We start from the raw sequence: 26,178 nt of genomic DNA on the forward strand, positions 1-26,178 counted from the left end.
CCGTACTCACTTGATCGCGATCGGGTTGACGGGGGCGCCCACCGCGCCGGTCACCGGCAGGGGCGCCGCGACGAGCAGGAACTCGTACACGCCGTCGGCCGCACAGTCCTCCGACAACTCCTCCAGGTCCCACATCTCGCCCAACGGCAGACCCATGTTGGGGATCGCTATCTGGTGCAGCGGGGACATGGCACGCTCGGCGAACTCGTACGGCCGGACCTCAAGTCCCCAGGTGTCGGCAGCGATCGCCGAGATCTCCGTGCGGTGCAGCCAGCCGAGGGTGGTGAAGGAGAGGCCGGGGGCGTCGCCGGCCGCGTAGCCTCCCCAGTCGCCGAGCCGTCGTACACGGCCGAGTTGGCCCGTGCGCACGAGGACGAGGTCGCCGCGGCGGACGGTCGAGGTGGCACCCTGGGCGTCGATCGTGGCGCGCAGATGCTCCTCCAGGATCGGGAAACCGTCGGGGAGTTCGCCGTGTTCGTCACCGATCGCGCGGCCGACGTCCAGGAGGACACCGCGGCCGGTGAAGACGTCCTTCATGTGCTCGATACCGGTGACGGAGTCGCCGTCACCGTTGACGATCGTGCACGAACGGCCGTTCCACGCCTGCTTGTTGTCGAAGATGTGGCCGAGCCCGTCCCACTGCGTGGATGCCTGCAACGGCATCACGACATGGTCGTCGGCGCCGCCGAACCCGTGCGGAAAGCCCTGCGTGCCGGCCGCCGCGTCCGAACCGGTGTCCTTCATGTAGTGGACGGGGTTGATCCGGCCCCGGAAACCGCGTTGCGGGCCCTGCTCGTTGAACTCCTGCGCGAGCGAGAAGGGCCGCCCGCGCCGTACCAGTCCCACCGCGTGCGCCCGTATCGCGTCGTCGATGTGGTTGAGGGTGCCCAGCACGTCGTCCGGCCCCCAGCGGCCCCAGTTGCGGTACGCGGAACGGGCCTTGGCGAGTTCTTCCTCGACGGGGCCAAGATCGGGACCGGGATTCGGACCGAGGTTCATCGGACACGTCCTTTCAGCAGCAGGTCGTAGGCGTTGACCCCGGCGACGGCGGACCGGTCGGCGCCGATGAGCCCGGCGGCGTGCAGTCGGGCCACCGGGTCGTTCACGCCCATGTCGAAGGGGTAGTCGGTACCGAGGACGACCCGGTCCGCGCCCACCTCCTCGACCAGATGGCGCAGCGCGCGCGGAGTGTAGACGAGCGAGTCGAACCACATGCGCCGCAGATACGTGCTCGGTGGTTCGAGGCAGCCGCGCGCGTCCTCGCGGACCCGCCAGGCGTGGTCGGAGCGTCCGACGTACGTCGGCAGGTAGCCCCCGCCGTGTGCGGCCACCACCTTCAGACGGGGGAAGCGGTCGAGGACGCCGGTGAAGATGAGATGCGAGAGCGCGACCGTCGTCTCCACGGGCTGCCCGACCGTGTTGCCGAGGTAGTGGGTGGCCAGCCGGGAGCCGAGCGAGCAGCCCCAGGGATGCACGAACACCACCGCACCCAGCTCCTCCGCCCGCTGCCACACCACGTCGTGCGCCGGATCGGCCAGCTCCCGTCCCTCGACGGACGTGGACACGCTGATCCCGTACAGCCCGTGGTCGGCGACCGCCTCGCCGAGCAGGGCGACGGCGAGGTCCGGGTGCTGGAGCGGAACCGTACCCAGCCCGAACAGCCGTTCCGGCGCCGCGGCACAGTGCGCGGCCACCGCCTCGTTGACGGTGCGGGTCAGACGTGCGGCCAGCGCGATGTCGGCCCAGTAGTGGTGCATCGGCATCGGACCGACCACCTGGACGTCCACACCCATCGCGTCGAGATCGGCGAGCCTGGTCCCGGCATTCGTCAACTGGGCTGACACGTGCTGGAGTTGGGCTCGGTTCACGGCGAGGGTGGCGGGGGAGTGGGCGCGCTGCTCGGCGGACAGCTCGGCGGCGAGTCCGGGCGTGCCCGCACACAGGGCGTCGGCTGCCGGTACCGCGAGATGGCCGTGGAAGTCGACGACGGGGCCGCTCACGCCGCCGCCGTCAGGGAGTTCAGCGTCCGCGACATGATGCCCGCCGGGTCGGCACCGGGCGTGTCCGGCGTCATCTCCCAGGCGGCCAGCTGAAGGGAGTTCTCCAGCACCATCCGCACCCTCGGCAGCCGCCGCGCCATGAAGCGGTCCAGCGCCAGGTCCACCGGCTCTTCCCCGGTCACCAGCTCGGCCAGCAGCACCGCGTCCTCCGCGCACATCGCCGCACCCTGCGCGATGAGCGGCGGGCACGCGTGCGCGGCGTCCCCGATCACCACCGTACGGCCGCGATGCCAGGGCCCGTCGACGAGGATCGCCTCGATCCAGCGGTAGTCGACCGCCGTGTCGTCGGGCAGCGAGGCCAGGATCCTGCCCCAGGTGCCGCCGTACCCGGCGCCGCGCTCGCGCAGCAGCCCGAGGGGCGCGCGCGGGCCGACCAGGGAGGCGTCGAGGTTCTCGTCGAGGAGGTAGGCGTAGCACTGGTCCGGGGAGATCGGGCTGTAGCCGGCCTTGTAGCGGGGGCCGCCGTAGTACACCTCCGCGCAGTCCATCTCGGCGGGGCGCTCGGCGACGACACGGAAGATCGACATGCCGACCGGGTGGGGCCGCGTACCGATGCCGAGCCGGCCGCGCATCCGTGAGTTGATGCCGTCGGCCCCGACCACCAGGTCGTACCGACCGGTCGAACCGTCCGTGAACGTGACGTCCACGTGGTCGGCCGACTGGTCGAGCCGCTCGACGCTCAGCCCGAGCCGGACCCGCACCCCGTGCGCGTGTACGGCGGCGCACAACGCGTTCTGTAGATCGGACCGCAACGCCCCTGCCGTGGAAGGGAGTTCGGGCCCCCCGGTGTGCGGCGTCGGCAGCTCGGTGATCAGCTCGCCGTCGGCGCCGCGCAACCGCATGGAGTCGAACGGCACCGCCCGGGCCAGCACCCGTTCCAGTACGCCCACGGAACGCAGCGCCTTGAGGGCGTTGCCCTGGAGTGTGATGCCGTGCCCCACCCCGAACCACTGGGGCGACAGTTCCACGAGTTCGGCGTCGGCGCCGCGCTGGGCCAGCGCGAGGCACAGCACGCTTCCGGTGATGCCGCCGCCGACGACGAGCACCTTTTCAACGGGCATGGGAATCCTTGCGAACGTAGTGGCAGGCAGGGGGGTGGCGGTCAGCCCGTGAAGCGGGCGGCGCGCTCGCTGTAGTGCTCGACCACCGGCGGCGCGGCGAAGTACGGGCCGACCAGTGAGCGCCAGCGGGCGAACCGTTCGGACTCGCGGAACCCCTCCGTGTGATGGGCGACCGACTCCCAGCCGACCAGCAGCAGATAGGTGTCCGGCCGCTCCTCGCAGCGCAGCAGCTCGGTCCAGCGGAACCCGTCCGCCTCGGCGAGAACGGTGCGGGCCTTCTCGTAGGCCTCCTCGAACGCCTGCTCACGACCGGCCTCGACGGTCAGCTCGGCATGCTCGACGATCACGGCTGTCTCCTCGGCCTCGGTGGGTGGTCCGAGCCTGCGTGGGCGATGGATGCAGGGTCAACGGATCGAGGCATCGACAAGGGGCACGTCATCCATCCCGTACGGCGATGCCACCGGGACCGGGGCGGACCGGTGATGGCAGGCATCGCCAACGGCCATTTCCGCCGCCCCGCGATGCTGCCTAGCGTCGAGGGCGAGCCCCCAGCCCCTGCGAGGAGAGCCGCCCGTGACCGATCCCCTGCCCACTCATTCCGGACCGTTCGCGCTCGGCACGTGTCGGAGCGGTTCACGTGTCTTCCCCGGTCTGGTCACCGGGGCCCGCGTCCGGGACCTGTCCGCCCTGGTGTCCTCCGTGCGCGCGATCGTCGAGGAGTGGGACGCCTGGCTGCCCCGCCTCCACGACCTCGCCGAAACAGCCGACGGCCCCTGGCACGACCTGGCGGCGCTCCGCGTCCTGGCCCCGGTCGAGCCCGGCCAGATTTTGCAGAGCGGCGCCAACTACCGCAAGCACGTGGTCGATCTGGTCGCCGCCGAGAAGGAGAGCGTGCACGGCGCGACCCCCGAGGAGGCCCGGGCCGACGCCGAGAAGATGATGGACGAACGGGCACGCGACGGCGTCCCCTACGTCTTCCTCGGCTCGCCGCGCGCGATGTGCGGCCCGTACGACGACATCGTGCTCCCGGCGCTCGGCGAGCAGCACGACTGGGAGCTCGAACTCGCCCTCGTCATCGGTAAACCGGGCAGGAACATCCCGGCCGAGCAGGCGATGTCGCACGTCGCCGGCTACACGATCTGCAACGACCTCACCACCCGCGACCGCCTCTACCGCCCCGACCTCAAGGCCATCGGCACCGACTGGTTCACCGCCAAGAACGCCGACACCTTCCTGCCGACAGGCCCCTTCCTCGTCCCGGCCGCCTTCGTCGGCGACCCGAACGACCTGCGGATCACCCTGCGCCACAACGGAGTCGTCCGCCAGGACGAGTCCACCAAGGACATGATCTTCGACATCCCGAGGCTCATCGCCTACGTCTCCACGACCACCACCCTGCGCCCCGGCGATCTCCTCCTCACCGGTTCGCCGGCGGGCAACGGCGCGCACTGGGGAGTGTTCCTGAAACCGGGAGACGTGCTGGAGGCGGAAGTCACCGGTCTCGGACACCAGCGCAACACCGTCAGGAGCCACGCATGAGCACCCCGGACGCCGTCTTCCGGCCCATCACCCATCTGCGCCATGTCGACCTGGCCGTACCGGACTTCGACACACAGCGTGCCTTCTACGGCACCACCTGGGGCCTGACCGAGATCGCGAACGACAGCGGAATCACGTTCTTCGCCGCCGAGGGCAGCCCCGAGCAGTACATCGTGCGGATCCGCAAGGACGAGCGCAAGCGGATGGACCTGATCGCCTTCGGCGCCGTCTCCACCGCCGCCGTGGACGAACTCGCGCTGCGACTGGCCCGGGCGGAAGTGCAACTCGTCTCCGAACCGGCGGAGTTGCACACCCCGGGGGGTGGCTACGGCTTCCGCTTCTTCGATCCGGACGGGCGGGTCGTCGAGGTGTCGGCGGAGGTCGCGACCCGTGCCCACCGCAGGATCGAGGAACGCGAGGCCATTCCCGTACGGCTCTCGCACTGCGTGGTCAACTCCCAGGACCCGCAAGGGCTGCGGGACTTCTACGTCCGGCACCTCGGGTTCCGGCTCACCGACACCCTCTGCTCGGCCCACATGGGCGACCTCATGTACTTCCTGCGGTGCAGCCCACTCCACCACTCCTTCGCCATCGCACGCGGACCCCATGTCTCCCTGCACCACGCCTCGTTCGAGATGCGGGGCGTCGAGGAGTACATGCGCGGCACAGGTCGTGCCCTGCGTGCCGGGACCAGGCTCACCTGGGGCCCGGGCCGCCATCTGGCCGGCGACAACACCTTCTCCTACTTCCACGACCCGCACGGCAACACCGTCGAGTACACGACCGAACTCGCCGTCCTCGAAGAGGACCTGTGGCATCCCGGCCGTCACGACGTCGACGACCCGATCACCCAGGACCAGTGGGGGACGGCCGATCCGATGAGCGAGTCGGTCGCCAAGGAGCAGTTCAACGATCCCGACGTCCTGTTCGTCGCGCCGCCCGTCTGAGAAGCCGACCCGAACTCACCTGAGAAAGGCCGCAGTTGTGGCAGAGATCCTGAAGCACGCCGTACCCGGGGCCGAGGTGGCCGCCTCGCTCGCCCACGTGCGCGAGACCGTGACCGGCGTCATCGCCGACATCCGCGAGCGCGGTGACGCCGCCGTGCGCGAGTACTCCGAGAAGTTCGACGACTGGAGCCCGGACTCCTTCCGGCTCTCCGACGAGGAGGTCGAGAAGATCGTCGCGTCGGTGCCCGAGCAGGTCATCGCCGACATCCGCTTCGTCCAGGACCAGGTCCGCGCCTTCGCCCGGCAACAGCTGGACTCCATGCGGGAGTTCGAGGTGGAGACACTGCCCGGCGTCAGGCTCGGGCAGAAGCACATCCCCGTACAGGCCGCCGGCGCCTATGTCCCGGGCGGCCGTTACCCGCTCACCGCCTCCGCCCACATGACCGTCGTCACCGCCAAGGTCGCGGGCGTGCCGCGCGTCGTCGCCTGCACACCGCCGATCCGTGGTGAGATACCGGCCGCCACCGTCGCCGCGATGCATCTGGCCGGCGCGGACGAGATCTGGCTCCTCGGCGGAGTGCAGGCGGTCGCCGCGATGTCGGTCGGGACGGACTCGATGCGCCCCGTCAACCTGATCGCCGGGCCCGGCAACGCCTACGTGGCCGAGGCCAAGCGGCAACTGTTCGGCGAGATCGGCATCGACCTCTTCGCCGGACCGACCGAGATCCTCGTCCTCGCCGACGCGGACGCCGACCCGTTCGTCTGCGCGGTCGACCTGCTCTCCCAGGCGGAGCACGGTCCGGACTCACCGGCCGTCCTCATCACCACCTCCCGCGAGGTCGCCGAGCGGACCATCGCCGAGGTGGAACGGCTCCTCCCCGCCATGCCCACCCGTGACTTCGCGGGGCCGGCCTGGCGCGACCACGGCCAGGTGCACGTCGTCGACACCCTGGACGAGATGTACGCGCTGGCCGACGACCTCGCCTTCGAACACGTGGAGGTCCTGACCGCCGAACCGCGTCTGGCGCTGGAGAAGATGACCCAGTACGGCGCCCTGTTCCTCGGCGAGGGCACCTGCGTGTCGTTCGGCGACAAGGTCATCGGCACCAACCACGTGCTGCCCACGCGGGGTGCCGCCCGCTACACCGGGGGCCTGTGGGTGGGGAAGTACCTCAAGACGGTGACCTACCAGGAGGTCACCGACACCGCCTCGCAGGCACTCCTCGGCCGTCTCTGCGGGCGCGCCTCCCGCGTCGAGCTGTTCGAGGGCCACGCCCGCTCCGGCGACGTACGCGCGGCGAAGGCCGAGGGCGACGAACTGCCGTGGAACAGCGCATGAGCCCGTATCCGAACCAGTGCAACGACCTGCGTGGGCGTACGGCGCTCATCACCGGCGGGGGAGGGCCGCTCGGGCGGGCGTTCGCGTCGTCGCTGTCGGACGCCGGGGCCCGGGTGGTCCTCGTCGGCCGCGACGAGGCCGCCCTCACCGACGCGGCGGACCGGATCGCCAAGGAGGGCGGTGAGGCGCGTACGGCGGTGTGCGACGTCTCCGACCCGGAGTCGGTGCGCGCGCTGGCGGATCAACTGGCCGACGAGGACGTGTCGTTGCTGGTCAACAACGCGGGCGTGGCGGGTCCGGTGAGACCGCTCGTCGACATCGAACCGGACGAGTGGGACGACGTGTTCGCCGCCAACGTGCGGGGCGTCTATCTGATGTGCCGGGCCTTCCTGCCGCCCATGCTGACGGCGGGCCGCGGAGACATCGTCAACATCGCCTCGGTCAGCGGCAAGCGCCCCCTGCTCCACCGCACTCCCTACACGGCGTCGAAGATGGCACTCCTCGGCCTCACCCGCACCCTCGCAGGTGAGGCCGGACCGCGGGGCGTCTCGGTCAACTCCCTTTCCCCGGGCCCGGTTCGGGGACCGCGCATGGACCGCAACTTCCGTCTGACGGCCGAACTGACCGGCTGCACACGGCAGGAGGCGGAACGGGACTTCGTGTCCCGGGCCGCGCTGGGACGCCTCGTCGAGGCGGACGAGGTGGCCCGGGCCCTGCTGGCGATGCTCGCGATGCCGGGCCTGTGCGGGGCGGACATCGACCTGTCGGCGGGCATGATCGCCCCGGCGTGACCTCCTGAACCCGCCCGATGTGCAAGCCCTGTTGCCACTCTTTGTGAACGCCATGAACCGGGCCGCACGATCCGAGGCATCGGGTTCCGGGATGTGTAAGCCGAACGCCTTCTCCCCTGTGAGCAGGGCTGTTTCACTCGGCTTGTGCACCCACCGGTGCCCCGAGTCCGAGCCGTGGCCGCCGTGTCGAGGCGGCCGGACAGTAACTCCGCGCGACTGGCGTACCCGCTCTGATCCCGTCGCGCACTCGATCCCTGGGAAGGCTTGCCATGACGCTGATCACCCGACGCTCGATTCTCATCGCCGGTACCGCGACCGCCGGTGCCGTACTGGCCCCGGTGCCCTCCGCGACCGCCGCGCCGGCGACCGCTCGGGGCACGCGGATCACGGTCGCCGCCGGGGAGACGTACGAGCTCTCCGCGACCACCCGCGTGGCCCGGCTGTCCATCGCCGAGGGCGGAACGATCGTCGCCCCCGACGGCCACAGCGTCACCCTGACCGTCGACGGCGTCGAGACGGGCCAGCGGCTGACCGCCACCGGCGGCACGCGGACGCTGATCCAGGCCGGCACATATCGCGGCGACGTCGTCCTGACGGTGGCCGAGGCGAACCCGGTGACCTACGAGACACTCACCTTCCCCTTCCGCCAGGCCCTCTACGTGGACGCCGACGGCGTGGAGCGTGCCAAGTCCGTGCTGACCAGCGTCATCGGGGGCCGGCTCACCGACACCGTCGCGAAGGACGTGTCGATCACCTCGACCGGCGAGTGCTTCGACGGCGTGTACGTGAAGGACGCCGACTACACCCTGGAACGGCCCGTCATCTCCCTCACCGGGAACGGGCGTTGCGACTTCGCCGGATACGGTGCCGCGGTGGTCGGCGCCGGGGCCGCGACCACTCTTGTCGTCGACGGCGCGCGCATCACGACCAAGGGCGTCGTCCGTACCGGTGTCATCGCCGACGCCGGCGCGAACGTCGTCGTCAAGAACTCCCGGATCCACACCCGCAACGGCGTCCTGCCCGCCGACTACCAGGCCACCGTGGAGACGCCGTACATGCAGTCGGTGCCCTGGATGCTCGGCCTCGACGGAAACGTCCGCGCCACCAACCTCATCGGCGCCGGGAGCCGGGCCACCTACCTCGACTCGACGGTGTTCTCCGAGACCTGGGGCGCGCTGTCCGTGGAGGGCGGCCAGGGCCTGAAACTGACGGTGGTCAACAGCCGGGTCGGCAACACCGGTTCGTACGGCTACGGCACCTACGCCATCGGCGACGCGACGGTCCGCGTCCTCGGCTCCCGGTTCGACGTCGGCAGCTACGCGACGATCATCGCGGGCCCCGCGGCGAACGTGCACTACGGCGACAGCACGCGCGAAGCCGTCGCCGCGCTCAACGCCGAACTCGAACTCGGCCTGAGCAAGGCCGAGTTGCAGGCCGTACCGGCCCGGAACACGGTCGTGAACTCAGGGCACTTCGGCTACATGTTCTTCGGCGCCGGAACGCTGACGCTCGACGGCGGGACTGTCGTCAACTCCGAGAAGGCCACCTTCCTCAACAAGGGCCAGCGGACCACGATCACGGTCGACGGCTCCCGGGGCGCCCGCCTCAACCCGCGCAACGGGATCGTCCTTCAGATGATGGAACTGGACGACCCGGGCCCGGTCCGCGTCGACGGCAGGATGATGAACGTCGGCGTCTACACCGAGCCCACCGGCGACCCCGCCAAGGACACCGCCTTCGACGTCACCGCCGTCCACACCACCGACGGGGCCGCCACCTTCACCTCCATCGCGCTCAAGGGCGACTTCTACAACGGCATGCGCAAGGGCAAGAACATGGTCCTCACCTTCGACGACAGCAGCGTGCGGGGCGTCATCTCGGCCTCCAGCACCCGGCACCACGTCTCCACGATCGACGCGTCCAACTTCTACGAGCTCGGCGAGGTCACCAACACGACGCGGGCGGCGGTGAACAACGGCGTGATAGTCGCGCTGGGCGCCGGCTCCACCTGGACGGTCACCGGCACCTCGCACCTGACGAAGCTCACCCTCGCGGCCGACGCGGCGGTCGAGGCACCCAGCGGCAAGAAGCTGACCATGACTGTCGACGGGACGGTCACACCCGTCGTGGCCGGGCAGACGTACGCCGGAGCGATCGCACTGACCGTGGGGTGAGCCGTTCCTCGGGAGGAGACCCCGGGTCCGCTCACGCGGACCCGGCCTCCTGCGCCTGCCGCGCGATCCACTCGAACCCGGCGACCATGGCCACCGACAGCGCCCGCGCGGCGGACAGCGGACGGACAGCGGACGGACCTTGACCGTCAGCTCGGCGATCAGACCGGCCTCGTCGAGGTGCGGGAAGTCGCAGCCCTGAATCCCGCGCTCGCCGACCCGCGCCCTGAACACCAGCGCGCGGTCACGGCTGTCCGGAGCGCCGGTCTCCCGCCCGTACCGGAAGTCCTCGAAGACCCGGGACACACCGCGCGGGATCGCCTCGGTGATCGCCTTCCCGGGGTACGGCCGGAACGCGACCGGACCGCTGAACACGACGTTCTCCACGGTTCCGCCCCGTCCACGCGCCCTAAGCTGGGCCGATGTTCAGCCCCGAAGGCCCCACCCTCCGTGAACTCGCCGTGCAGGCGCTGTCGTCCGTCGAGCACGGCTACGACCTGCTCGCGCCGAAGTTCGACCACACCCCGTTCCGTACACCGGACACGATCCTCGACGCGGTGGCGTCGGCGCTCGCCCCGCTCGGGCCCTTCGACGACGGCCTCGACCTGTGCTGCGGCACCGGCGCCGGACTGGCGGTGCTGGAAGGGGTGTGCCGGGGGAGCGTCACCGGGATCGACATCAGCGCGGGCATGCTGGAGGTGGCCCGGCGGCGGGCGGGGGCGGGCGGACGTCCCGGCGGGCCGCGCGCCGCCCTGGTACGCGGCGACGCCCGGGCCCTGCCCTTCGCCCCCGCGTCCGGCTCCGCCCCCGCCTTCGATCTGGTCGTCAGCTTCGGGGCGTTCGGGCACTTCCTGCCGGGCGAGTTGCCGGGGCTGTTCGCCCAGGTCCACTCCGTGCTGCGGCCGGGCGGGCGCTTCGCCTTCCCCGTCGTGGCCCCGGCCCGCCCGGGAACGCGCGCCTACTGGGCGCTGCTCGGCTTCGACGCGGCGATGAGGATCCGCAACGCCGTGTGGAAGCCTCCGTTCGTCATGTACTACCGGGCCTTCCGGCTGGCCGACGTACGACGCGAGTTGGCGTACGCCGGCTTCGACGTGGAGACCCGCGCCCTGCCCGAGTTCGGGCGCAGGCCGGACGGCAGTCCGCGCTGCCGGATGGTGGTGGCGACGCGGACACCCGCCGGGCGACAGCCCGTCAGCTCTTGATGAACTCCAGCAGGTCGGCGTTGAACGCCTTCTCGAAGTCGCCCACCAGGCCGTGCGGGGCACCCGGGTAGACCTTCAGCGTCGAGTCCTTGACCAGCTGGGCCGTCTTCTCCGCCGACGCGGCGATCGGCACGATCTGGTCGTCGGCGCCGTGCGCGATCAGCGTCGGGACGTCGATGCGGCCCAGGTCCTCGGTGAAGTCGGACTCCGAGAACTGCTTGACGCAGTCGTAGGCGGCCTTCAGCCCGACCTGCATGCTCCAGAGCCAGAACGCGCGACGCATGCCCTCGGACGGGGTCGCGTCCGGCCGGTTGAAGCCGAAGAAGGCCTCGCTGAGGTCCCAGTAGAACTGCGAACGGTCCGCCTCGACGCCCGCCCGGATACCGTCGAAGGCCTCGATGGGCGTGCCCTCGGGGTTGGTGTCGGTCTTCAGCATCAGCGGCGGCACCGCGCCCAGCAGCACGACCTTGGCCACGCGCCCCGTCCCGTGGCGGCCGATGTAGCGGGTCACTTCGCCGCCGCCGGTCGAGTGGCCGACGAGGATAACGTTGTCGAGGTCGAGCGACTCGATCAGTTCGGCCAGGTCGTCCGCGTACTGGTCCATGTGGTTGCCCTGCCAGGGCTGCGCGGAACGGCCGTGCCCGCGCCGGTCGTGCGCGATGGCCCGGAAGCCGTGCTCGGCGACCAGGCGGGACTGGCCGTCCCACGTGTCGGCGTTCAGCGGCCAGCCGTGGCTGAACACCACCGGCTGTCCCGTGCCCCAGTCCTTGAAGAAGATCTCGGTGCCGTCGGAGGTGGTGAACGTACTCATGTGTGCCTTTCGAGACGTTGGACATCATCCGACGGACGCCCGGTCCGCTGCGCACCGTCGGATGTCATGCCTCGAAGCTATGCGCACATCGCCTTCACCGAATCTGTCATCTGACTACACCTGCCACCCGACCTGTACGACTCACATATGCACTGCGGTCCTTACCTAGGTCAGAGTGCGCTGTACAGGGCGTCGACCAGCGCCATCTTCCGCGGGTCGTCGGCGATATGGGGACCCATGCGGTTCATCACATACCCCATCGACACTCCGCCGTCCGGGTCGGCCAGCCCGCAGGAACCGCCGAATCCGTCATGGCCGTACGCCCTCGGGTTGGGCCCGTAGGAGCCGCCCGGGCCGCTCAGCCACAGCCCGAGCGCGATCTCCGTGTCGTGGCCGAAACCGGCGCCGAGCACCAGGTCGCGGCAGCTGCCCTGCCCCTCGCGCACCCGCTCGGCCGCCTCGGCGGAGAGGACGCGCCGGCCGCCGTACGAGCCCTGTCCGGCGAAGACGCCGTACAGCGCGGCGATCGCGCGTGCCGTGCCGTGGCCGTTGGCCGCCGGTATCTCGGCGGCCCGCCACTCGGGGCTGTTCGCCACCGCCGGACCCGTGAGGGGATTGGCCAGGGCGGCGATCGCCGTGGGCGTCAACTGGGCGAAGACCGCGGCCTGTTCGCTGGTCGAGGCGGCCGGTGGCTGCACCAGTTCGGCGGCCCGTCCGGCCTCCTTCTCCGGCAGCCCGATGGTGAAGTCGATGCCCAGGGGCCCGGTCACCTCCCGCTCCAGGAAGGCGCCCGGGAGTAGCCCCGACACCCGGCGGACCACCTCACCGACCAGGAAGCCGTACGTCAGCGCGTGATAGCCGGACCGCGTCCCCGGCTCCCACCAGGGTTCCGTCGCCGCCAGTCGGCCGGTTGTCAGCTCCCAGTCGTAGAGGTCGGCGAGCGAGTGCGGCTCACGCAGGCCGGACAGACCCGCCCGGTGCGACAGCAGATGCCGTACGAGCACGCCCTCCTTGCCGGCCGCGGCGAACTCCGGCCAGTACGCGGCCACCGGGGCGTCGAGGTCGAGCAGCCCCCGGTCGGCGAGGATGTGCGCGCACAGCGCCACCGGGCCCTTGGACGTCGACCACACGTTGACGAGCGTGTCGCGCTCCCACGCGCGTGTGCGCCCTCCGTCGGCCCAGCCGGCCCAGAGGTCGACTACCGTCTCGCCGCCGACCGTGACGCTCACCGCCGCGCCCAGCTCCCCGCGGTCGCGGAAGTTCTCCTCGAACGCCGTGCGCACCGCCGAGAAGCGTGCGTCGCAGTCGCCGTGTACATGTGGCACGTGCTCGGACATGGGCCCTCCGTGGTCCGCCGGAACACCGGGCCACGACGCTGTGACCCGGCACGGACGAACATACCGACTGGTCGGATCGCGCGGAAGGCGTCGGAAACGACCAGTTCCGCGTACCGGCCCGTCAGGCGTACGAGCGCAGCCAGCCCACCTTCGTGGCCTCCTGGAACGGGCCGCCGCCCTCGTGGTCGTTGAAGTCGTAGACCTCGATCTTCTTGTCGTCGTTCGCCCAGGCGTTGAAGGCCGCGAAGACGGTCGACGGCGGGCAGGTCTGGTCCTCCAGGGCCGTCGAGAAGAGCGCAGGGGCCCGGCCGCGCGCTGCGAAGTGCACGCCGTCGAAGTAGGCGAGCGTGCTCAGCGCGTCCGCGGTGCGGCCCCGGTGGGTCTTGAGATAGCTGCCGATCTCGCGGTAGGGATGGCGGTCCGTGAGGGTCGCCGCGCGCGGGAAGTCGCACAGGAACGGCACGTCCGGGGCGATGGCGACCAGATCGGGCACCAGCCCGCCGACCGCGAGCGTGATCCCGCCGCCCTGACTGGAGCCGAGGGCCACCGTGCGCGCCGGGTCGACCAGCGGATGCGAGCGGGCCGCCTCCACCGCACGCACCGCGTCCGTGTACACCCGCCGGTAGTAGTAGTTCTCGGGGGCGTCGATGCCACGGGTCATGAATCCGGGGTACGAGGGCGCGTTGCCCACCGGGTCGGCCGTACCGCCACCGCCGCCCCAGGCGCTGCCCTGGCCGCGCGTGTCCATGGCGAAGTGGGCGCGGCCGGTCGACGCCCACAACAGGTTCTCGTGCGGCAGACCGCGTCCGCCGCCGTACCCGATGAACTCCACGACCACCGGCAGCGGCTCCGAGGTCCCGGCGGGCAGTCGCAGCCAGCCCTTCACCGGGTGACCGCCGAATCCGGCGAACGTCACGTCGTACACCTCGACGGTGGTCAGCCCTGTCTCCACCGGCTCGAAACGGGCGTCCAGGTCGTGTTCCCGGGTCTCCTGGAGCGTCTTGGACCAGAAGGCGTCGAAGTCCTCGGGCTCGGCGGACTCGCTGCGGTACTCCTGGAGTTCGTCCAGGGGGAGGTCGAACTGGGCCATGTCGGACCGCCTTTGTGGGGTAGTGGCAAGCGCTTGCGGATGATCACACCGTACGTGGGAGGGTCGGCGACCCGCCAGGCCTCAAGCGCGGGCCCGGACCCGCACACCTTTACGATGACATCCATGCCGACTGCTGTGGAACTGCTGGTCAGGGACGCCGAACTGCTCGTCGTGGACGGCGCGCGCGAGATTCCCGGCGGGTGGGTGGCCGTCGACGGCGGGCGCGTCACGGCCGTGGGCGCCGCCGGGACCGAGCCCGAGGCCGTGACGACCGTGTCGGCGGCCGGGCGGCTCGTCACCCCGGGTCTGGTCAACACGCACCACCACATCTACCAGAACCTCACGCGCTCCTACGCGCCCGCCGTCAACGGCACCCTCTTCGACTGGCTGACCACGCTCTACCCGCTGTGGGCCGCGCTCGACGAGGAGGCGGCGTACGTGTCCGCCTACGTCGGCATGGCCGAACTGCTCATGGGCGGCTGCACCACCTCCTCCGACCACCTGTACGTCCATCCGCGTCCCGGACTCGTCGACGCCGAGATCCGCGCCGCCCGCGACATCGGCTTCCGCTTCCACGCCACCCGCGGCTCCATGACCCGGTCCGTGGAGGACGGCGGCCTGCCGCCCCGGAGCGTCACACAGACCGAGGACGAGGTCCTCGCCGACAGCGAGCGGCTCATCAAGACCCACCACGACCCGGAACCGGGCGCGCTGATCCGGGTCGCCCTCGCGCCCTGCTCGCCCTTCTCGGTGACCAGGGAACTGATGACGGCCACCGCCGAACTCGCCGAGCGGTACGACGTACGCCTCCACACGCACCTCGCGGAGGACCACGACGAGGACACGTACTGCCTGGAGACCTACGGCTGCCGGCCCGTCGAGTACTTCGAGGAGGCCGGCTGGATGAGCGACCGCACCTGGGTCGCGCACTGCATCTATCCCAACGACGCGGAACTGCGCCGCCTCGCCGCCGCGGGCGTCGGCGTCGCGCACTGCCCCAGCTCCAACATGCTCATCGGCGGCGGTACCGCACGAGTGAAGGAGATGCGCGAACTGGGCCTGCCCGTCGGCATCGGCTGCGACGGCTCCGCCTCCACCGACCACGCCTCGCTCTGGATGGAGACACGCGGCGCCCTGCTCCTCGGCCGCTACCGGGGCGGACCCGGCGCGATGACCGCGCGCGACGCCCTCGACATCGCCACCCGGGGCTCGGCGCGCTGCCTGGGCCGTGCCGACGAGATCGGGCATCTGCGGCCCGGCGCCTGCGCCGACCTCGTCGTGTGGGACCTGCACGAGGTCGCGCTCGCCGGCGCGCTGAGCGACCCCGTCGAGGCGTGGCTGCGCTGCGGACCGGCCCGCGCGTGGACAACGGTCGTCGCCGGACGCGTCCTGGTAGACCGGGGCGAACCCGTCCTGCCGGGCCTCAGGGACGCGCTCACCGACCACCGCAGGATCGCCCGCCGGATGCAGGAGACGGTGTGACGACCGGTCCCGCCCATCACGCCCGGCGGCCCGTCCACTCCGGCTCCGTGAGCGCCCACGCCCGTTCCCACTCCACGAGCCGGCGCTGAACGAGCGTACGGCGCAGTGCGGTTCCGGCGAGAAGGGCGGCACCGGCGGCCAGCCCCGCGGCACAGACGCCCACCGCCGCCGTGTGCAGGCGGACCGAGAGGGCGCCGGGCGGCGGGGTGACGGGCCGTCCGCTCGCGTCGAGCCACAGGTCGACGGTGTCACCGCGCCGTGTGCCGGGCGGCACGTACGCCGTCACCGTGCGCGTCCCGGAACCGGGCTCCGTCCACAGCACCCGCACCCGGTACAGGTGCTGTCTGCCGGACACTGCCGAGGGAGCCCCCGCCCCGGCTCTGCCGACGGCCACCGCATGGACACGATGACGCTCGGCACGCTGAACGGCGGCCGTCGCCATCGCCCCGTCGTACGCCCACCGGGCCGTGACCACACCGGCCAGGGGCGCGCCGACGCACACCACCACGGCGACGACGAGGACCGCCCACGCCTCCACCACGTCCGAGCGGCGGCACAGCGGATTGCGTCGCCGGCGCCGGCCGTACACCCGCGTTCCGCCGAAGACCCCCACCCGCCCATCGTCGCGCGCGACACCGGCCGAAGGGGAGCCGCGCGCGAAGGTCGGCGTGGACGACCCGCCCGCGCCCCCATGGGCCCGGCGCACCACCGCGGACCCAGTTCTCGGCGCCCCTGTTCCGAGCGCCCTCAGCCGAAGCGTTCGATCCGGATCCGGTCCACGGGCTGACCCGCCGACACCAGCAGCCGCGAGGCGTGCTCGGCGAAGGCGTTCGAGCCGCACACGTACGCCTCCCACCCGCCCGGCGGCCGCTCGTCGGCCAGCAGCGGAGCCACCTGCGAGGCCGTCAGCCGACCGACCGGCATGCCCTCGGGCGCCCGGCGGGTGAAGACGGGCGTGGTCTCGGCCCCGTACTCCCGCGCGTAGATCAGCTCCTCCGGGCCGCGCGCCGACACCAGCAGCCGCAGCGGCACGGTCAGGCCGCGCGCGCGGTGGTGCCGGATCATCGACATCAGCGGTACGACCCCGGAACCGGCGCCGATCAGCAGCGCGGGCCGGTCGCCCGGCCAGGCGAAGAAACCGCTGAGCGGACCGCGCACCTCCACCTCGTCGCCCGGTTCGGCCAGTGTGTGGAACCAGCCGGAGACCTCGCCGCCCTCGACGTGGTCCAGGGTCAGTTCGATGTGCCCGGCGTCGTCCGGGGCCGAGGCGATCGAGTAGTGGCGCTGGGCCGTGTAACCGTCTTCGGCCCGCAGCCGCAGCATCAGGTGCTGGCCGGGCAGATGACCCGCCCAGCCGGGCACCGCGAACCGGAAGGTGGACGCGTGGGGTGTCTCCCGTCGCACCTCGGTGAGCGTGGCCGTCTGCCAGAGGGCCGCCTCGCGGTTGCTGACGGCGATGCGGCCGGGCACGGCGAACCGGGTCGGGGGCACGAAGAGGCCGGGCGCCGTGGTGTCGGAGGTGGTCCTAGTCACCGGAGTACCTCTGCTCCTCCCACGGGTTCCCGCGCGCGTGGTAGCCGTTCTGCTCCCAGAACCCCGGCTCGTCGTGGTCGAGGAGCCGCAGGCCGGCGATCCACTTGGCGCTCTTCCAGAAGTACAGGTGCGGCACCAGCAGCCGCGCCGGGCCACCGTGCTCGGCGGCCAGTGGCCGCCCCTCGTACTCCCAGGCGATCCACGCCCTGCCGCCGGTCAGGTCGGCGAGCGGGAGGTTCGTGGTGTAGCCGGTGTGCGAGTAGGCGACCGCGTGGGTGGCGGACTCGTCGGGGCGGACGACGTCGAGGAACGCGTCCAGGGACACGCCCCCGAACCGCACCCCGAACTTGGACCAGCTCGTCACACAGTGGATGTCACCCTCGTACGCCGACGCGGGCAGCGCGTGGGCCCCGGCCCAGTCCCATGTGTGCGGCTCGGCCACCAGGCCGTCGATGCGGAAGGACCAGTCCGCGGGCGTCAGGTCGGGGGTGACCTCGGCGGACAGGACGGGCCAGTCGTCGCCCGCGTCGTACTGGCCGGGCGGCAACCCGGCGATGGGGGCACCTCCCACGCCTTCAGGGCTGTGGGGGAGGACGCGCGGGCGTCCGGTGAAGCCTCGGGTGACGTTCATAGGGTGGGCGCCTCACGGTCAGGCCTGGTCAGTGGGTACGCGTACCACCGTACGGGGTCGCCGGACATGCCCCGGACCGCGGGCCCGCGGTGATCATTGCGCGCGTATGAACTCTCCCCAGGTCTTCCCGACCCCGGGAATAGCACCCCCGCGATCGGCCTTGCCGTTGAGTGCGGGTTGTGGTGATCGGCGTTTCGGCCGGTCCGGCGCGAGCGAGGGAGAGTGGGAGCAGATGCCCAAGGCGTACGTCTTCACACGGTTCGGCGGTCCGGAGACCGAGGCGTTCGTCGACGTGGACCGGCCGCGCCCCGGTCCCGGACAGCTGCTCGTGGCGGTCCGTGCGGCCGGTGTGAACCCCGTCGACTGGAAGCAGCGCACCGGGTACGCCCGTGCGGGCGGCGCGGCGCGCGAGCTGCCCGCCGTCTTCGGCAACGAGGTCGCCGGGGTGGTCGCTGAGGTCGGCGCGGACGTCACCGGTTTCCAGGCCGGGGACGCTGTCTTCGGCAACCCGGTCGCGGGCGGCTACGCCGAGTACGCCCTGCTGCCCGTCACGGTGACCGCGCCCAAGCCCGCCGGGCTGTCCTTCACGGACGCGGCTGCCCTGCCCGTCGCGGCGGCCACCGCGTACGACGGCGTCGAGCAGCTCGCCCTGCCGGAGGGCGCGACCCTGCTGGTCACCGGCGCGGGCGGCGGGGTCGGCGCCGCGATCCTCCAGATCGCCCGCACCCGGGGGCTGCGGGTCGTGGGGGTCGCGAGCGACGGCAAGAAGGACTTCGTCGAGTCGCTGGGCGCGGTGCACGTCCCGTCCGGCCCCGGCCTGGCCGCACGGGTGCGGGCGGCTGCCCCCGAAGGCGTCGACGGTGTCTACGACCTGGTCGGCGGCGAGGTGCTCGCCGAGACCGCGACCCTGCTGACCGACCGCACGAAGCTGATCACGGCGGGTGCGCCCGCCGACGTCGCGGAGGGACTGGGCGGCGCCCGGGTCGCGCGCGCCCGCAACGCCGCCGTCCTCGAAGCGGTCGCGGACCTCGTCGTACGCGGCGACCTGGACCCGCAGGTGACCCGCACCTTCCCGCTCGACCGGGCGGGCGAGGCCCTGCGCACGGTCGAGGAAGGTCACGCACGCGGCAAGATCGTGATCGAGGTCGCCCGATGAGCGACGGCACGCCGCACGTCCTCGACAACCCCGCCCTGGCCGCGCTGACCGGCCCGCACGCCCACTTCGCCGAGCGGCGCGGCCGGGTGCTGCGCTATCCCGTCGACGTGTCGCCGTGGCTGGCGCTGCCCGACGAGCCCGACGCCGACGACTGGGCCGACGTCGCCGTGCTCGCGGGCCCCGGCGCCGAAGTGCCGCTGGCGGGCTTCGCCGGACAGGTCCCGGCGGGCTGGGAGATCACGTTCGAGATCGATGGCGTGCAGTTCGTGGACGACGGCCTCGCCGCCGCGCCGGACCCGGAAGCGGTCCGCCTCGGCCCCGCGGACGTGCCCGAGATGCTCGACCTCGTCGAACGGACCCAGCCCGGCCCCTTCCTGCCCCGCACGGTCGAGCTGGGCACCTACCTGGGCATCCGCCGGGACGGCGCCCTCGTCGCCATGGCGGGAGAGCGGCTGCACCCGCCCGGCTGGACCGAGATCAGCGCGGTCTGCACCGACCCCGCGGTACGCGGCCAGGGCCTGGCGACCCGGCTGATCCTCGCCGTCGCCCACGGCATCCGGGAACGCGGCGAGACGCCCTTCCTGCACACCGCCGCCCGGAACACCCACGCCATCCGGCTCTATGAGTCCCTTGGCTTCCGGCTGCGCCGCAGAACCGCGTTCCTGGCCGCCCGGGTGCCCGAACACCTGGGCGACGAGCGGGAGTTGGCGGTGCCGTAGCGGGAACAACCGGAGTCGGGGCGCCCGGGCCGAACTGTTCGGGTACTGTTGCCGTCCGGCTGTGGAACGCCCCGGCCGGACATCACCTGGGAGGTGAGACCCATTACCGCTGTGTCAGCTCGGGTGCTCTCACCTCAAGGCAGCACGGACCGCCTCCGCTGGAAGTGCAGCGAGGGGCTGTCGGTCCGCTGCGGCGCCGTCGCGGCTGGTCGCGCGGTTCCCCGCGCCCCTCTGGGGCGCTGCGGAACCGCATCCGACCTCGCCGGGTCCGCTTAGCCGACTGCGAGAGCGCCCTTCGGCTCCCGAAAGGCTCTCGGCTCCCATGCCCTCCAGTTCTCATTCGCTCAACTCCTCCTCGGCCTCCGTTGTCGCCGCCCTGCGCGCGGCCGGCTGTGTCTTCGCCGAGGACGAGGCACGACTGATACTCACCGCCGCCCGCGATCCGGAGGAGCTGGCCGCCATGGTCGCCCGCCGCGCCTCGGGCCTGCCGCTCGAACACGTCCTCGGCTGGGCCGAGTTCAGCGGCCTGCGCATCGCGGTCGAGGCCGGTGTCTTCGTGCCGCGCCGACGCACCGAGTTCCTCGTCGCCGAGGCTCTCGCCCAGGCCCCGGACGCGTCCGTCGTCGTGGACCTGTGCTGCGGCTCGGGCGCGGTCGGCGCCGCGCTGGCCGCCGAACTCACCGGAGTCGAACTGCACGCCGCCGACATCGACCCGGTGGCCGTGCGCTGCGCCCACCGCAATGTCGCCGCGTACGCCGGACACGCCCACGAGGGCGACCTGTTCGACGCCCTGCCCGCCGGCCTGCGCGGCCGGGTCGGCATCCTCGCCGCCAACGTGCCCTACGTACCCACCGAGGAGGTCGGTCTGCTGCCCCCGGAAGCGCGCGACCACGAACCACTGGTCGCCCTGGACGGCGGCGGTGACGGCCTCGACGTGCTGCGCCGGGTCGCAGCCGGAGCACCGGAGTGGCTGGCCCCCGGCGGCTGCCTCCTGGTCGAGACGAGTGAACGACAGGCGCCGACCGCGGTCGAGGCCTTCGAGGCCGTCGGCCTGGTCACACGGCTCGCGGTGTCCGAGGAGCTGTACGCGCACGTGGTGATCGGAGTCGGGGCCTAGGCGCGGCCCGGGCGCGCGCAACGACCGGTGGCCGTCCGTGCGAGGGTGCTCGCGCGGACGGCCACCGGCCGTGTGCGGTCCCGGCTCAGAGTCGGTAGGGCTTGGCCCGCCTGCGCAGTACCCAGGCCGTCGCCACGAGCCCGCACGCGACCAGAGCGCCGCCCGCCGCGAAGGTGAGGGTGCCGTAGTCCTTGGCGGCGCCCCCGAGTCCGCCCATGACACCCCGGGTGGGGGAGGCCGTCGCGGAGATGGTGGGTGTCGAGGCGGTGCTGACGATGACGGCCTGGGAACCGGCGGTGTCGCCGTTCGCGCACCGCACGGTGACGGTGTGGGTGCCGGTGCCGACGTTGGACCAGACGGCGGACTGGCTGGTGCTCGTCCCCGACAGCGTGACCACACGCCCTTCGGTGAAGGACCGCTGGCTGCTGTTGAGGAGCGAGGCGCTGCCGTAGCCGCTGCCGCTGCTGGTGGGGCACGCACTGGTGGTCACCGAGACCGTGGATCCGCTGGTGCTCACGGAGATCCCGGCCGCCGAAGCCGTCTGGGCGGTCAGGGCCAGGGTGAGAACGGCGGCTGCCACGGTCGGGCCGGATCGGAGGAGGAGGGGAACGGTTCGCATGTGGACTGCCCTTCGGCGGCACGGTTGGCGGTACGTCCCATGCGCCGCCGAGGGTCGGGGATCGCCCGTGCTGCCTCGGGGTCAGCCAAAGCGCTTCCGTCCCGGCCCGCATCCGGACGGCCACCGGGCAGGTGACGGATTCCTTCGTACGGCGGACCGCTGATGGCCTGTCAAGGCGATCCCGGCCCCGGCCCGACGGTGTCTCCCTCTGTCGTCTCCCCGCGTCCTACGGCGCTGTCACCGCCGTCAGCTCCGCCGAGAACCCGCCCCATGTCCCGTCCGGCAGCAGTGCCCTGATCCGCACCCGGTGGGCGATCCCCGCGTCCCGGCCCACGTAGAAGCTGTACGAGGCCCGTTCGCGCGGAGCGGGCCCGCCCCACACGAGAGATGTGGCCGGACGCCCGTCGAGCTGGATCCCGTACTCCGTGACGAGCCCGTCCGCACGCGGCGGAATCCAGGACAGATCGAGGTAGTACGCCCCGTCCGCACGATGGGTCGCCGCACGGAAGCCGGTCGGGGCGGTGGCGCGGCCGTCGTCGGTGCCGGGCGCGGTGGTGAGCCGCACGGGGGCGCCGGCGGGGGAGACGTTGTCGGCGGCGTCCCGGGCGCGGACGGTGAAGGTGTAGCGGGTGCCCGGCCGCAGCCCGGTGACCACGGCGGTCGTCCGCTCCCCGCTGACGGTGTGGATTCTCGACCGGCCCTGGTAGACGTCGTACGAGACCACACCCCGCTCGTCCGTCGACGCGCCCCAGGACAGCTGGACCGACCGGCTGCCGGCGGGCCTGCCCCGCGTGCGGCCGGGGCGCGTGGGAGCGGTGGCGTCCGTGACCGACGCGGCGGGGGTCGTGGCCCGGACGCCCTCGCTGGGCGGCCCGGAGCGCCCGTCGGTGTTCCGCGCCCGCACGGTGAAGACGTACCGGGTGGCCGGGGCGAGGCCGACGACGTCCACCATGTACTCCGAGCCGGGCACCTCCTTGACCTTCACCGTGCCCCGATACACCTCGTACGCGGCGACCTCGGGTCCGTCCGGCGCCCGGTTCCACATCACGTGCACGCTGGTCGCGCTGCCCGCGGCTGCCGTGACCCCGGCCGGGGCGGGCGGGAGCCGGCCGTCGGTGCCGCTCCCGTCTCCGCTCCAGGCACAGGAGACGATGAGCAGCAGTGCCCCGCAGACGGACGTGACGTACCGGGCGACGCGTCGCACAGCTGCTTCCCCTCCGCCCCTCCCGCACGGTATTGGTCCGGACCAATATGGACCCGGCGGGGTGCGCGCATCAAGAGGGATGCGGCTGCTCCGTGCCTGCCGCGACTACGTATGCTGATGCGCACCAAGACTGAACGGGCCCTGCTGCCAGGGCAGTTCATGTCAGTGGCGCGGAACCGCTGTCGTCGCAGGACCCGCGCCGGCGCTGGTGGCCGGGCGGCCGGAGCCGACACGGGCTCAGGCGCCCGGCCCCTGTCGGGAGTTCGGGGCATGCACCGTACGGCCCCCCAACGGTGGACGCGTGATCGGACCGGCACCAGATTGGACCGAGTGTCCGTCAGTTCCCCCAGGAGAGGCCCCTATCGTGCGTGTCCAGACGCTGACGCTCGCCGTGGCCGGCGCCGCCCTGCTCGCCCCGACCATGCCCGCCGCCGTCCACCCGAACGAGCCGGTGCGGTACGAGGGCAGCGTCCGGGCCTCCGACCTGCTGGCCAAGGTGCGTGACTGCGTTCCCGTGTCCAACGGCCACTACCGCAGCGACGCCGGAGCCCGGGCGGACATTCCGGTCTGCGGCACCGCGGAGGCCGTCTTCTGGAAGGCCGACATGGACATCGACTGCGACGGCCGTCCGGGTCCGCGGTGCAACGGGCGCACCGACCCGTACTTCGCCGACACCACCGCCTTCCAGCAGTCCGACGGCCGCTATCTGGACCCCGAGCGCCTGCCGTTCATCGTCGTCCCGATGGCCAGCAGCATCTGGAACTACCGCGACCACGGCATCCGGGGCGGCTCGGTCGCCGCCGTCATCTACAAGGATCGCGTCCAGTACGCGGTCGTCGGCGACACCGGCCCGCAGGACATCATCGGCGAGGCGTCCTACGCCACCGCCGCGGCGCTGGGCATCAACCCCGACCCGCACGGTGGCGGAACGGCCTCCGGCGTCACGTACATCGTCTTCAGGAACTCCAGGGTGTCGCCGATCGAGAGCCACGCGGCGGCGGTGGAGGCGGGGGAGCGGTTGGCGAAACAGTTCGTCGGCCCGACCGTCGACGGCAGTGACGGCAGTGACGGCAGTGACGGCAGTGACGGCGTGGGCGGCACGGCGGGCGCTGCGGGCACCGAGAGCACGGAGAGCACCGAGACCGTGGCCGGCGACTGAGCCGACCCGTCCCGTTCCGGACGAGCCGTTCCGGGGGAGGGGCGGCGGGCCGGGCCGTGGACCGCTCGCCGCCGCTTCCTCCCCCGCTCGCTCACACCTTGCGGTACGTGTACGCCTCCGCAGCCGCCGCCTCGACCGCCGCGAGGTCGGCTCCCGTGGACGCCGTGACGACCGCCGCCACCGCACCCTCGACGAACGGGGCGTCCACCAGGCGGGTGCCGTCCGGGAGTTCGTCGCCCTCCGCCAGGAGTGCCTTCACCGTGAGGACCGCGCTGCCCAGGTCCGTCAGGACGGCGACCCCGGCACCCCGGTCCACGGAACGGGCCGCCGCGGTGATCAGTTCGGCGCTCGTGCCGAGCCCGCCCGACTCGGTGCCGCCCGCCGCGGCGACGGGAACAGTCCCACCGCCGCCGATGAGTGCCCGGGCCAGGTCCGCCACCGAGGCGGCCACCGCCGCACTGTGCGACACCAGCACGACCCCGACCAACTGCGCGCCCTGCTCGCCGCTCGACACGGTCCCGTCACTCACCGGCGGTCTCCGCGAGAGCCGCGATCAGCAGGGCCGCTGAGGTGGCCCCCGGGTCCTGGTGACCGATGCTGCGCTCGCCGAGATAGCTCGCCCTGCCCTTCCGGGCCTGTAGGGGCGTGGTCGCGAGGGCGCCCTGTTCGGCGGCAGCGCGTGCGGCGGCGAACGACTCACCGAGGGCGTCCACGGCGGGAACGAGGGCGTCGATCATCGTCTTGTCGCCGGGAGCCGCACCGCCGAGCGCCATCACCGCGTCCACCCCGACACGCAACGCGTCCGTGAACTGCTCCGGGCTCACCTCGGCCGTGTCCCCGAGCGCCTTGCCCGTGCGGCGCAGCAGCGTTCCGTACAGGGGGCCCGAGGCTCCGCCGACCGTCGAGATGAGCCGGCTTCCGGCGAGAACGAGGACGGCACCGGGTGTGTCCGGCACCTTCTCCGCCACGACGTCGGCCACGGCGTCGAAGCCGCGTCGCAGATTGATGCCGTGGTCGGCGTCACCGATCGGCGAGTCCAGTTCGGTGAGCCGCTCCGCCTCGCGGCCGACGGACTCGGCCGTCGCCGTCATCCAGCGGCGGAAGAAGTCGGCGTCGAGCACTAGATCTCCTTGCGTGGTAGGTACGTTGGTCGCTGTCCCTCCCGGAGGGCGGTCCGCCCGCCCGGGCGACGACTGCCCCGTGTGTCCGGCGGGGCTCACATGCCCCAGCGCAGACCCGCCGTACGCACCGGCGCGTCCCACAGGCGCAGCAGTTCCTCGTCGATCTCGCACAGGGTCACCGAGGCGCCGGCCATGTCGAGCGAGGTGACGTAGTTGCCGACGAGTGTGCGGGCCACGGCGACCCCGCGCGAGGTCAGCACGCGCTGCACCTCGGCGTTGAACCCGTACAGCTCCAGCAGCGGCGTCGCGCCCATCCCGTTGACCAGGACCAGTACGGGATTGCGCGGGTCGAGATCCTCCAGCACGGCTTCCACCGCGAAGTCGGCGATCTCGCCCGAGGTCATCATCGGCCGCCGCTCCCGGCCCGGTTCGCCGTGGATGCCGACGCCCAACTCCAGTTCGCCCGGCGGCAGATCGAAGGTGGGGCTGCCCTTCGCCGGGGTGGTGCAGGCGCCGAGTGCGACGCCGAAGCTGCGGGAACTGTCGTTGACCTGCTGGGCGATGGAACGCACCTCCTCCAACGAGCGACCCTCGTCCGCCGCGGCACCGGCGATCTTCTCCACGAACAGGGTGCCGCCCGTACCGCGTCGCCCGGCCGTGTAGAGGCTGTCGGTGACGGCGACGTCGTCGTTGACGAGGACCTTCGCGACCTGGATGCCCTCCTCCTCGGCGAGCTCCGCCGCCATGTCGAAGTTGAGAACGTCGCCGGTGTAGTTCTTCACGACGAACAGGACGCCCGCCCCGCTGTTCACGGCAGCCGCGGCCCGCACCATCTGGTCGGGCACGGGAGACGTGAACACCTCGCCCGGGCAGGCGGCCGACAGCATCCCCGGCCCCACGAACCCGCCGTGCAGCGGCTCGTGCCCCGACCCGCCCCCGGAGACGAGGGCCACTTTCCCGGCGACGGGCGCGTCGCGCCGCACGATCACCCGGTTCTCCACGTCGACGGTCAGTTCGGGATGGGCCGCCGCCATGCCCCGCAGCGCATCCGCGACCACGGTCTCCGGAACGTTGATGAGCATCTTCATG

The 26,178-nt window shown here is 72.0% G+C and carries 26 protein-coding genes; 11 read left to right on the forward strand and 15 right to left on the reverse strand.

Going from position 1 to position 26,178, the window contains the following annotated elements; genetic code table 11:
- Positions 1-6: 6 nt before the first annotated feature.
- From OG595_RS39730 to OG595_RS39745, 4 genes are read right to left on the reverse strand one after another with little or no spacing between them, the layout of a single operon-like run.
- On the reverse strand, positions 7-999 hold the full coding sequence (locus OG595_RS39730) for a cyclase family protein (RefSeq protein ID WP_329280824.1): 993 nt from the start codon (positions 997-999) through the stop codon (positions 7-9).
- A complete protein-coding gene (locus OG595_RS39735) occupies positions 996-2,000 on the reverse strand; it encodes an amidohydrolase family protein (protein WP_329280825.1) in 1,005 nt (334 codons plus the stop codon). Before OG595_RS39735 ends, OG595_RS39730 begins: the two co-directional genes overlap by 4 nt.
- Entirely contained in the window at positions 1,997-3,121 is a 1,125-nt protein-coding gene (locus OG595_RS39740) for an FAD-dependent monooxygenase (RefSeq protein ID WP_329280827.1), read from the reverse strand. Before OG595_RS39740 ends, OG595_RS39735 begins: the two co-directional genes overlap by 4 nt.
- A 41-nt stretch (positions 3,122-3,162) precedes the next feature.
- On the reverse strand, positions 3,163-3,468 hold the full coding sequence (locus OG595_RS39745; RefSeq protein WP_329280829.1) for an antibiotic biosynthesis monooxygenase family protein: 306 nt from the start codon (positions 3,466-3,468) through the stop codon (positions 3,163-3,165).
- Positions 3,469-3,694: 226 nt separating this feature from the next.
- Here OG595_RS39745 and OG595_RS39750 point away from each other — a divergent pair, with 226 nt between their 5' ends.
- The 6 genes from OG595_RS39750 to OG595_RS39780 all read left to right on the forward strand — a co-directional run bounded on the left by OG595_RS39750 (position 3,695) and on the right by OG595_RS39780 (position 11,110).
- Entirely contained in the window at positions 3,695-4,660 is a 966-nt protein-coding gene (locus OG595_RS39750; RefSeq protein ID WP_329280831.1) for a fumarylacetoacetate hydrolase family protein, read from the forward strand.
- Positions 4,657-5,607, forward strand: a complete 951-nt coding sequence (locus tag OG595_RS39755; protein ID WP_329280833.1) for a VOC family protein — start codon at positions 4,657-4,659, stop codon at positions 5,605-5,607. Before OG595_RS39750 ends, OG595_RS39755 begins: the two co-directional genes overlap by 4 nt.
- 37 nt (positions 5,608-5,644) lie before the next feature.
- On the forward strand, positions 5,645-6,946 hold the full coding sequence (gene hisD / locus OG595_RS39760) for a histidinol dehydrogenase (RefSeq protein ID WP_329280835.1): 1,302 nt from the start codon (positions 5,645-5,647) through the stop codon (positions 6,944-6,946).
- Positions 6,943-7,737 carry an SDR family NAD(P)-dependent oxidoreductase gene (locus OG595_RS39765; RefSeq protein WP_329280836.1) on the forward strand — a complete coding sequence of 265 codons (795 nt, stop codon included), beginning with the start codon at positions 6,943-6,945 and terminating at the stop codon, positions 7,735-7,737. The genes hisD and OG595_RS39765 overlap by 4 nt, the downstream gene beginning before the upstream one ends.
- Positions 7,738-8,006: 269 nt before the next feature.
- Positions 8,007-9,911, forward strand: a complete 1,905-nt coding sequence (locus tag OG595_RS39770) for a hypothetical protein (protein WP_329280838.1) — start codon at positions 8,007-8,009, stop codon at positions 9,909-9,911.
- A 419-nt stretch (positions 9,912-10,330) separates the two neighbouring features.
- On the forward strand, positions 10,331-11,110 hold the full coding sequence (locus OG595_RS39780; RefSeq protein ID WP_329280840.1) for a class I SAM-dependent methyltransferase: 780 nt from the start codon (positions 10,331-10,333) through the stop codon (positions 11,108-11,110).
- On the opposite strand, the gene OG595_RS39785 is transcribed toward OG595_RS39780, so the two are convergent.
- The 3 genes from OG595_RS39785 to OG595_RS39795 all read right to left on the reverse strand — a co-directional run bounded on the left by OG595_RS39785 (position 11,100) and on the right by OG595_RS39795 (position 14,348).
- Positions 11,100-11,921 carry an alpha/beta fold hydrolase gene (locus tag OG595_RS39785; protein ID WP_329280842.1) on the reverse strand — a complete coding sequence of 274 codons (822 nt, stop codon included), beginning with the start codon at positions 11,919-11,921 and terminating at the stop codon, positions 11,100-11,102. The two genes, OG595_RS39780 and OG595_RS39785, sit on opposite strands and share 11 nt — an antisense overlap.
- 170 nt (positions 11,922-12,091) lie before the next feature.
- Positions 12,092-13,258, reverse strand: coding sequence for a serine hydrolase domain-containing protein (locus OG595_RS39790; RefSeq protein WP_329280843.1), 1,167 nt, complete (start codon positions 13,256-13,258; stop codon positions 12,092-12,094).
- A gap of 121 nt (positions 13,259-13,379) precedes the next feature.
- A complete protein-coding gene (locus tag OG595_RS39795) occupies positions 13,380-14,348 on the reverse strand; it encodes an acetylxylan esterase (protein ID WP_329280846.1) in 969 nt (322 codons plus the stop codon).
- Between the two features lie 123 nt (positions 14,349-14,471).
- On the opposite strand from OG595_RS39795, the gene OG595_RS39800 reads away from it, so the two are divergent.
- On the forward strand, positions 14,472-15,830 hold the full coding sequence (locus tag OG595_RS39800) for an 8-oxoguanine deaminase (RefSeq protein WP_329280848.1): 1,359 nt from the start codon (positions 14,472-14,474) through the stop codon (positions 15,828-15,830).
- 16 nt (positions 15,831-15,846) lie between these two features.
- On the opposite strand, the gene OG595_RS39805 is transcribed toward OG595_RS39800, so the two are convergent.
- The 3 genes from OG595_RS39805 to OG595_RS39815 form a co-directional block, all read right to left on the reverse strand.
- Positions 15,847-16,443, reverse strand: a complete 597-nt coding sequence (locus OG595_RS39805; RefSeq protein ID WP_329280850.1) for an Rv1733c family protein — start codon at positions 16,441-16,443, stop codon at positions 15,847-15,849.
- 134 nt (positions 16,444-16,577) lie between these two features.
- Positions 16,578-17,363: a ferredoxin reductase gene (locus OG595_RS39810; RefSeq protein WP_329280852.1), complete on the reverse strand. Its 786-nt coding sequence runs from the start codon at positions 17,361-17,363 to the stop codon at positions 16,578-16,580.
- Positions 17,356-17,994, reverse strand: coding sequence for a sulfite oxidase-like oxidoreductase (locus OG595_RS39815; protein WP_329280854.1), 639 nt, complete (start codon positions 17,992-17,994; stop codon positions 17,356-17,358). Before OG595_RS39815 ends, OG595_RS39810 begins: the two co-directional genes overlap by 8 nt.
- A 232-nt stretch (positions 17,995-18,226) precedes the next feature.
- Here OG595_RS39815 and OG595_RS39820 point away from each other — a divergent pair, with 232 nt between their 5' ends.
- The 3 genes from OG595_RS39820 (at position 18,227) to OG595_RS39830 (ending at position 20,986) form a co-directional block, all read left to right on the forward strand.
- Positions 18,227-19,150, forward strand: coding sequence for an NADP-dependent oxidoreductase (locus OG595_RS39820; RefSeq protein WP_329280855.1), 924 nt, complete (start codon positions 18,227-18,229; stop codon positions 19,148-19,150).
- Positions 19,147-19,869 carry a GNAT family N-acetyltransferase gene (locus OG595_RS39825; RefSeq protein WP_329280857.1) on the forward strand — a complete coding sequence of 241 codons (723 nt, stop codon included), beginning with the start codon at positions 19,147-19,149 and terminating at the stop codon, positions 19,867-19,869. The genes OG595_RS39820 and OG595_RS39825 overlap by 4 nt, the downstream gene beginning before the upstream one ends.
- A gap of 322 nt (positions 19,870-20,191) precedes the next feature.
- Complete coding sequence (locus tag OG595_RS39830) at positions 20,192-20,986, forward strand: putative protein N(5)-glutamine methyltransferase (protein WP_329280859.1); 795 nt, start codon at positions 20,192-20,194, stop codon at positions 20,984-20,986.
- Between the two features lie 85 nt (positions 20,987-21,071).
- On the opposite strand, the gene OG595_RS39835 is transcribed toward OG595_RS39830, so the two are convergent.
- Positions 21,072-21,605 (reverse strand): hypothetical protein, encoded by a 534-nt coding sequence (locus OG595_RS39835; protein WP_329280861.1) that lies wholly within the window; start codon positions 21,603-21,605, stop codon positions 21,072-21,074.
- A 226-nt stretch (positions 21,606-21,831) separates the two neighbouring features.
- Complete coding sequence (locus OG595_RS39840; protein WP_329280864.1) at positions 21,832-22,809, reverse strand: fibronectin type III domain-containing protein; 978 nt, start codon at positions 22,807-22,809, stop codon at positions 21,832-21,834.
- A gap of 364 nt (positions 22,810-23,173) precedes the next feature.
- On the opposite strand from OG595_RS39840, the gene OG595_RS39845 reads away from it, so the two are divergent.
- Positions 23,174-23,968, forward strand: coding sequence for a glycoside hydrolase family 75 protein (locus tag OG595_RS39845; protein ID WP_329280866.1), 795 nt, complete (start codon positions 23,174-23,176; stop codon positions 23,966-23,968).
- Between the two features lie 91 nt (positions 23,969-24,059).
- On the opposite strand, the gene OG595_RS39850 is transcribed toward OG595_RS39845, so the two are convergent.
- From OG595_RS39850 to dhaK, 3 genes are all read right to left on the reverse strand, one after another.
- On the reverse strand, positions 24,060-24,497 hold the full coding sequence (locus tag OG595_RS39850) for a PTS-dependent dihydroxyacetone kinase phosphotransferase subunit DhaM (RefSeq protein ID WP_329280867.1): 438 nt from the start codon (positions 24,495-24,497) through the stop codon (positions 24,060-24,062).
- Complete coding sequence (gene dhaL / locus OG595_RS39855) at positions 24,490-25,089, reverse strand: dihydroxyacetone kinase subunit DhaL (protein WP_329280868.1); 600 nt, start codon at positions 25,087-25,089, stop codon at positions 24,490-24,492. The genes OG595_RS39850 and dhaL overlap by 8 nt, the downstream gene beginning before the upstream one ends.
- A gap of 95 nt (positions 25,090-25,184) precedes the next feature.
- Entirely contained in the window at positions 25,185-26,177 is a 993-nt protein-coding gene (gene dhaK / locus OG595_RS39860; RefSeq protein ID WP_329280870.1) for a dihydroxyacetone kinase subunit DhaK, read from the reverse strand.
- Between the last annotated feature and the right edge of the window lies 1 nt (position 26,178).

Source organism: Streptomyces sp. NBC_01451 (assembly GCF_036227485.1).
Lineage (GTDB): Bacteria > Actinomycetota > Actinomycetes > Streptomycetales > Streptomycetaceae > Streptomyces.